Annotated in this window: 9 protein-coding genes and 1 tRNA gene; 6 read left to right on the top strand and 4 right to left on the bottom strand. The window is 38.8% G+C overall.

What is annotated here, in order from left to right:
- Positions 1-490: 490 nt before the first annotated feature.
- The 4 genes from Sarmat_RS05240 to Sarmat_RS05255 all read right to left on the bottom strand — a co-directional run bounded on the left by Sarmat_RS05240 (position 491) and on the right by Sarmat_RS05255 (position 4,219).
- A complete protein-coding gene (locus Sarmat_RS05240; protein ID WP_202149750.1) occupies positions 491-1,366 on the bottom strand; it encodes an alpha/beta hydrolase family protein in 876 nt (291 codons plus the stop codon).
- A 167-nt stretch (positions 1,367-1,533) separates the two neighbouring features.
- Positions 1,534-3,036, bottom strand: coding sequence for a transcription termination factor NusA (gene nusA / locus Sarmat_RS05245; RefSeq protein WP_202149751.1), 1,503 nt, complete (start codon positions 3,034-3,036; stop codon positions 1,534-1,536).
- Between the two features lie 186 nt (positions 3,037-3,222).
- A complete protein-coding gene (locus Sarmat_RS05250) occupies positions 3,223-3,360 on the bottom strand; it encodes a hypothetical protein (protein ID WP_202149752.1) in 138 nt (45 codons plus the stop codon).
- Between the two features lie 97 nt (positions 3,361-3,457).
- A complete protein-coding gene (locus tag Sarmat_RS05255; protein WP_202149753.1) occupies positions 3,458-4,219 on the bottom strand; it encodes a phosphoribosylaminoimidazolesuccinocarboxamide synthase in 762 nt (253 codons plus the stop codon).
- Between the two features lie 186 nt (positions 4,220-4,405).
- Between Sarmat_RS05255 and Sarmat_RS05260 the strand changes: the two genes are divergently transcribed.
- From Sarmat_RS05260 to Sarmat_RS05285, 6 genes are all read left to right on the top strand, one after another.
- On the top strand, positions 4,406-4,876 hold the full coding sequence (locus Sarmat_RS05260; protein ID WP_202149754.1) for a hypothetical protein: 471 nt from the start codon (positions 4,406-4,408) through the stop codon (positions 4,874-4,876).
- A gap of 238 nt (positions 4,877-5,114) precedes the next feature.
- Positions 5,115-5,207: transfer RNA gene (locus Sarmat_RS05265), tRNA-Ser, on the top strand.
- A gap of 434 nt (positions 5,208-5,641) precedes the next feature.
- Entirely contained in the window at positions 5,642-6,085 is a 444-nt protein-coding gene (locus Sarmat_RS05270) for a hypothetical protein (RefSeq protein WP_202149755.1), read from the top strand.
- A gap of 39 nt (positions 6,086-6,124) precedes the next feature.
- Positions 6,125-6,409, top strand: a complete 285-nt coding sequence (locus Sarmat_RS05275; protein ID WP_341826610.1) for a GNAT family N-acetyltransferase — start codon at positions 6,125-6,127, stop codon at positions 6,407-6,409.
- 25 nt (positions 6,410-6,434) lie between these two features.
- Complete coding sequence (locus tag Sarmat_RS05280; protein ID WP_202149756.1) at positions 6,435-7,454, top strand: aminoglycoside phosphotransferase family protein; 1,020 nt, start codon at positions 6,435-6,437, stop codon at positions 7,452-7,454.
- Positions 7,451-7,711 carry an LD-carboxypeptidase gene (locus Sarmat_RS05285; protein WP_202149757.1) on the top strand — a complete coding sequence of 87 codons (261 nt, stop codon included), beginning with the start codon at positions 7,451-7,453 and terminating at the stop codon, positions 7,709-7,711. The genes Sarmat_RS05280 and Sarmat_RS05285 overlap by 4 nt, the downstream gene beginning before the upstream one ends.
- The last annotated feature ends 196 nt before the right edge of the window (positions 7,712-7,907 follow it).

The raw sequence follows: 7,907 nt of genomic DNA on the forward strand, positions 1-7,907 counted from the left end.
AAAATATACCATCCCATAAACGTCTGGCATCCCTAGGGGGCGGCCTGCCTTGTTTCCCCCTTCTTTTGTAAATTATCTTTTCGACTACGGCCCATTCTTCATCTGTTAAATCACTCGTATAGCTCGTTGACATCTCATATCCTCCCTTTGATGCCAATCATAACGATGTCCCTCCAATACTTCAACCTTTTGCGTGACTGGTTCTTACTCAGCTAAAACGCTCAATCAAACATATGCGTGGTATTGACATGAAAAAATTTGTGCCAATGAATTCATGAACTTTTTAAAAAAACTTGATAGTCGAGTCATATAAGAAACTACCGAAAACAGGCTAAATATAAGGCTCAACAGATATTAAAAAGGATTTTAGATTATGAGTCTACTATTGATTTCAATTTCTATTTTCTTCAATTATTACATAAATTGTAGGGTGCTATGAAAAGTTATAATGCTTTGCGGATTTTCTTTAATACTCACGCCTCAGCTTCATTTATCTATACTTCGATTTATGCATTTTTCTTTTCTTCGCTTGTGTTTGAACTTGCGTTTTAGAATAGCTGTAATCTTGTCTCAAATCTCTAATATACCCCACCCACACTTTTTTCCAGCCATTTTGATGGGTATTTTTGGGAATAATGGAATATCGCACTACATTGCTAGCACTTTTGCGCGCATATTCCTGAGCTAGAAATGGCGGTACTATTTTATCTTCACCGCCGCACAAGTGCAGCTGAGGAATGTGTTTGATGGCGATAGCGTAATCAATCGGGTTCATAGAACTCAACATGGGTTTTACTGAATGATAATGATTAAACGCCGCAATATCCAAATTACCAGCAATGGTTACAATGTCTTTAGTTCTAGGATTGATTGATGCAATTAATATTGCAATACCACCTCCACCAGAATAACCAACTAAACTAAATGCTGAGTTTTTGGCGATAGTATTAATTACTTCATTAATAGAATCCACAACTACAGGAGACATGCGACCATCAGTCCAATAGGTAAAATCTAAACACCTTGCATTTAATGCTACATCAGTGTATTGACAGGGTCTTGAGATATACACCACATTAGGCCGCGGATCAATTGCGGCTAATGGCAATAATACTTGAGTACGTGGCGTAGGATCTTCGGATATAGTGCTTTTATTAATAAATGCTAAACCATCGCCTTCGATATAGAACACATAATCGCTAGTAGGATCAAGCGCTTTACTATAAACAGTAATAGCAAAATCTTTTGTTTGCACAATTGACCTCTTAAGAGGGCCGGCAGCTAAATCGGCGTTATATACTCTTAACTGATGCTCAGAAAATCTGCCAGCACAACCCTGACAAATAAATAGCACAGTAAACAACATGCAATGCTCTGCGCGCAGCAGTCGCAACAGGACGTTCATAAGTTGAAAATAAATTTGCATAGTGCTATGATAAGATTTTTTAGTATCTCGCGACTCGTCTGGTACGCATGAACAGGAGTATGAATTTATATTTATATGTTCAATCTTATACACTCAGTTATTTTGTTTTAGTTATTTTGTTCGCAATTTTGAGCTGTATTAAGCCAAATGGCAATTTGCTCGTCAGACACTCCTACATCTCCAACAATTCCACGAAACTCTTTTACATCCAAAGTAGTTAGATCTATCAAACTTTTTATTCCTTCTCGGGCCAGTAACAATATTTTATCTAAATCAATTTCTAATAACTCCAATAACCCTTGCTCCACTCCTAATGCTTCGAGTTCCTGCATGATAACATTTTGTTGATTCTCTAAATATTCGCATGCACGCTCTCTCAATTCCCGAGCAATAGCAGTGTCAAACTCCTCGATAGCCTCTAAATCCTCCAGTTCTATCATTGCTAGTTCATGCACAGAATGGATGCCATTTTTAATAAGGATACCAGAAATTTGTTCATCTATATCAAGATGTTGTATATACTGCTCAATCATAGCTTGTATATTATTTTCTTCTTTAGCATTGGCCTGAGTATGGCTAAGAATTTTAATCTTCCACCCAGTTAGCCTAGAAACTAACCTAGCATTCTGTCCTCTACTACCTATTGCCACGCTTAACTGATCATCAGCCACAACAACTTCCGCGCTTCTCTGCTCTTCATCTATTAATATTTTCAATATTTGAGTTGGTTTCAGTGCGTTCACAATAAACTGCACATCATTTCTATCCCAAGAAACGAGGTCAATCTTCTCGCCATTCAATTCGCTACGCAGGTGTTTGATCCTAGAGCCTCTAGCTCCCACGCATGCGCCAATAGGATCCACGTGACTATCAGAAGAAAAGACGGCAATCTTAGATCTGGAGCCCGGATCTCTTGCTATTGAATGTATTTTAATGATATTCTCCTGTATCTCCGGCACCTCCATTTCAAGCAATCTTAATAAAAAATTATCATTTGCTCTAGAAAGCAAAATCTGCTGGCCCTTTAGAGTGGATTGCACGTCATAAATATAAGCCCTTACTTTATCGCCGATTCTAAACGAGTCACCGCGCATCATTTCTTCTTGTTTAATCAAGCCTTCGGTTCTACTAAATTCTATCACCACGCCTCTAGAATGGACAAATTTCACAACTCCAGTAATGATTCCGCCTACTCTATCTTTAAACAACTTATATTCACGCTCCCTCTCTGCTTTCACAATACTATCTCGCATAATCACACGCGCCCTCTGCGCAGACACGCGCCCTAGATCTATTGGTGGTAAGGGTTTTTTACACTCGCTACCTATTTCTATATCAGGATCAATAGATAATGCCTGAGAAAGCTGAATACTATTCAAATCACCATTCGTTTCGGCGTCTGGCACTACATGGCACAACTGCCAAAGGCCCACTTGGCCAGTTTTTCTATTAATTTCTACCTTAATATTGCAATCTTGGCTATATCCTCTTCGTGCCGCAGTACATAAAGCATCTTCTAGAGCGTTAATCAAACTGTCGCGAGGCAAACCCTTCTCTTTTGAGATAGCCTCAATAATCTGTAAAATTTCTGTGTTTGGAGCATTGAACATACCAATCATACCTTTAATAAACTTAATTGAAATAGCAAATAATTCATCACTCTCTTTTAATAGTCAGCACTATTCATACAGGTGCTTGGGCTTACTTCTAAATATAAGAGAAGTATATTAAGCACACTATACACAGTCAAGACTAAAGATGAGGGGTAAATACTTAACCTGAGTCTCTAGATAAACCTAACTTTGAGGATATCCTCTTGCAAAACTTTGCTCCTTCGCGGGTACCGCGTCTTTGTCGTCGATGCGAAACCATAACTTAACTCCATATACGTCAGAAGTTCCGTGCTGCGCATGCTCCCTGCATTTGCTCCTCATGAGTGAATTTTGCAAAGAGGTTTTATATACAAAATCAGTCTTATCGCGCTCATAATACTCGATTATTATACCTCTCAATCATACATCTATCAACATACTACTTATCTGCAAGTGTTTGAGTAAGATTCAATGCATAATTCAATCTTCTAGAAACCTCGCGATAATTTTTGCCGCTATGATCTTGATCAGATAATAAGTCAAAGCCTAGTCTTTCGTGTGTATCAATATCTAACATTCTACAATTATCTAAGCTAATTTCGTCTGCTAATACTAATACATCACCTTCTTCTTCATGAAAAATCTTACCAAACTCTAGTTGACATTCTAACAACCTAATGCCAATTGCCGCAAAGAAGCCGCTAAGATAGTGATACACCCTAAATGCTAAGCTTTGTACCGCCTTTAAATCTTCTATATCTATACAATTTAAATTTACTAATTGATATTCGTTAATGCTAGATAATTTATTCTCTTCGGTTTTTTCTCTATAACTTTTTAATGCAAAGTCTATCATGGCCTTGTCAAATACATAACCTTCCTCCATTCCAAACTCCTCCACATACTTGCCGCACGCTGCGCCAGTAACATATACTTTCATTGGCAACATATCAGCCATTTTGACCAACTGTTCGTGCATATTAATTTTTTTTACAAAATGGTTATCCACACTAATTATTTGTAGTTTTTGCATTAGCAGCGAGGAAATGAAGTTGTTAATAGAACCCTTGCCTAAAATAGAAATGATCTTACCATCTTGTAGTTTGATACGATCTGTAAATTTTAAAATCGCATCATCCTCTCGTAGATTATATAATACTTTAGAACTACCTTCTTTATTGAGCATTTTAGTTTTATACATAAGGGGCTTTTATTAAGGTTTTTATATTAAATTAAAGTAAAAAGTAAATTGGGGGGTGTTAGGCGCGCTGTTAACAGTATGTTACAATTTATAGCATAAATTACGATATAAATCCAAATAAAACTAGACAGCAAAGCTGCATCGAAATTATACTATAATTATTTACGTAATTCAATTTTCACTTATATGTTGCATTCTTTTGTTCTGCGTCCAGTACGCGTCTTGTGCTGTTTTTTTAGTTTATGTCTTGTGTTTTGCTCTACAGCGTGCCTTGCAAACGTTACGGATAGCATGGATGTGTTAAAAATAATTGATGCAACAGCGCAATTAACCGATAAATCAGATCCAAAAATGCCGGATGCATTAGTGGACTTAGAAGTATATAATAATTCTACTGGAGAGGTGGTGATTATTGGTGCGTCTAGCGGAAATACGGCTAATAACACAGAGCTTGTGATGCAAGATGAGCACGGGAAGTTGCAAATTTTGAGTGAAATTAGTATACCTTACAACACTACTTTTCGCTTTAGCTCACAGCGTATTTTTATTGCATTATATGGTCTCAAAAAGAGATTGTTGCCAAAAGATACAATATATGTACAAATAAAATGTAAAGATATACTGGCTAATCGTGATATACGAGTGTTAGTAAAGTAGCGCTGCTCTAAGTTGCAGCTTGATGGAATGGTGAAAAAGTAGTTTTCGCGGGGCTTTGCGCGTGGAATCGACCAGTATCAAAAAGCATCAAAATAAAAATTGCGATTTATTAGATTGAATAAAGATTTTGCGATGAAGTAGTTTGACAGGCGCACCTTTTTCTTATAGAATATGAGCTGGCTGCGTTACCCGTTTTGTTAATAGCAGTTGTGCGCGAGTGCATCACGTCATTTTTGCTGGAGGGATGGCCGAGTGGCTTAAGGCGACGGTTTGCTAAACCGTTATACGGGTTTATTCCGTATCGGGGGTTCGAATCCCCCTCTCTCCGCCAGATTTTTTAGGAATAACTTTTCTCACCGTCATTGTGAGCATAGCGAAGCAACCCAGAAACCCCAGTATTCGCGGGCCTTCCGGCGTTTTAGCGTTGCACCACATACGTACCTCCCTTTCTCCAATTTCGCCATTTTACCCCCAAAATCTCCATTTTCAGCCTCTTCATCTCCGCTTGCATCGAACACTCGGCCCGAAGGTACGCATGTCCTCAAACCCTTGATTCGCCTGGGTTTCAGAGGATTGAGGTTTTTTGACCCCTCACTTTTTAGAGAACGAAAACCGGAGTAGCGATTGGGATTCGAAATGGAGAAAACAAGGTAAATCAAGGGATGGAAAGCAGTTTCTGCTATCCTTCCAAAATGAAATATGGTATGTTTACATATGTTATGCGCAAGAAAAAACTGAATTTGATGAGTGTTAAAAAGGAAAAATATGTCCCAACTAATTGATCTTTACCGCCAAGCCGAAGACTACTTTTTCAGAGGCATTGCCTCAAAATGCTTAGAATTAGGCGATGGGGCTAATGCTTATATGACCGGCGGTGCTGAACTCAATTTTATTTACATTACAAGAAATACAAACGCTCTGGATAAAATTTTAATCCAAGGAAAACAGTTTTTCGGCCAGGATAACCTCTCTTTTGATGTAATCATTCCACAAGAATTATGCACGCCTCAAATGGCAGATATTTTAAATACCATGGGTTACCCCGAGAAAAGCAAATCAGTTTCAATGGTTGTGGACTTAGATAGATTTGCAACTGACCAAACTGCGGGTTTTGATTCTGAAACTACGATCAAACCGAATGATGATCAATTAAATGACTGGATGATGCCATTGATAGGCGCATTTGAATCTACTTTTGAAATCTGTTAGATCTATGCAACCACCCATGAAAATGCCTTAAAACGGAATATTAATCTTCGCCATTTCAGCTTATATAAACAGAATGAACCAATCTCATCGATCACCCTGTCAATGCACGACAACACCATTGCAAGGATAGACGATGTGGGGACTCTACCTGAGTTTCAAGGCAAAGGATATGCTAGCGCGCTCATGCGTTACGTACTATCAGAAGCCAAAAGATTAGGTGTTCGCCATTGCTTTTTAGAGTCATCCGACTCAGGTCTTGGGGTCTATCAAAAACTTGGGTTTGAGCCTCTGTTTAAAAACAATATTTATTCGAGAGAAAGATGAGTTCTGATATTGGGATACACAGACCATGCTAATAAAACCTAATCTTAAAAACGAAGAAATCATTGCGTGTTTGCGGGATGCATATGGGCTGACTATAGAAAAAGTAGTATTTTTGCCTCTTGGCGCTGATTTCAACACAGCGGTTTATCGCGTGACAACCACTGACGGAGCAGACCACTTTCTTAAATTAGGGAGTGGTGGATTTTTAGAGGCTTCGGTCTCAGTTCCAAAATATTTGGCTGATCTTGATATCAAACAAGTGATCCCACCTCTTGCAACCAAAACTGGGCAACTGTGGGCAGGTTTGGCATCCTTCAAGGCAATTCTATACCCTTATGTCGAAGGTCGTAATGGCGTAGAAACCAAACTATCAGAAGATCATTGGTTCCAATTTGGGGCGGCCATTAAAAAGCTTCACAGCACCGATATTTCTGCATCAATAACAAAAGATGTATCACGAGAGACGTTCTCTTCCAAATGGCGCGAGACCGTCAAAGCATTTTTGGTGCGTATCGAAAGTGAGGTTTTTGAAGAGCCTGTCGCTGTAAAAATGGCACTGCTCCTGAAATCAAAAAGGTGCGAAATACTTAAACTAGTTGAGCGCGCTGAAGAGCTTGCGTTCGCAATCCAAAAACAGCCCATCGACTATGTTTTATGCCACGCTGATATGCATGGCTGGAACCTGTTTGTTGACAAAGAAAATGCTCTTTATATTGTTGACTGGGATACACTCATCTTTGCCCCCGTCGAGCGTGATTTGATGTTTATCGGCGCTGGTATTTGGGTGAGTTCCCTGACAGCCGCCGAAGAAGAATCACTATTTTATCAGGGCTATGGCCAAACAAAGATAAATCAGGATGCGATGGCCTACTATCGTTTTGAACGTATTATTCAGGACATTGGCGACTATTGTGAGTACATCTTTCTATCTGATGAAGGTGGTGACAATCGGATGCAATGCTTTGAGTATCTCAAATCTAATTTTGTGCCAAAGGGTACGATTGAAAGAGCATATCAAGCGGATAATATGAGAAAAGTGTTATGAGTATCAAACATGTTATAGGAATAGTAGCGCCATCTAGCCCAGTACCTGATGGGCTCATTAATCAATCAGTTGAATATTTCCATAAATTGGGATTTAAAGTAAAAACAGGAAAGCATCTCGATAAACAAGAATTATTTGCAGCTGGCTCTGATGAGCAAAGAGCAGCTGATATTATGGACTTCATCAAAGACCCAGAAGTTTCAATCATCATCACGATGAATGGCAGCACATACTGGGACCGTTGCGAGATGAGGTAATTTTTGTTATAATAAATCTCAAAAGAACGAGGTTTTCAAATGTCTTCAGCGCATCAAATTACAATGGTAAGTTTAAGAACCAGTCACGCAAAAGGTTGAAGTATTGGAGGGACATCGTTATGATTGGCATCAAAGGGAGGATATGAGATGTCAACGAGCTATACGAGTGATTTAACAGATGAAGAATGGGCCGTAG

The sequence above is a fragment of the Candidatus Sarmatiella mevalonica genome, assembly GCF_016751895.1.
In the GTDB taxonomy this organism is placed as follows: domain Bacteria; phylum Pseudomonadota; class Alphaproteobacteria; order Rickettsiales; family Rickettsiaceae; genus Sarmatiella; species Sarmatiella mevalonica.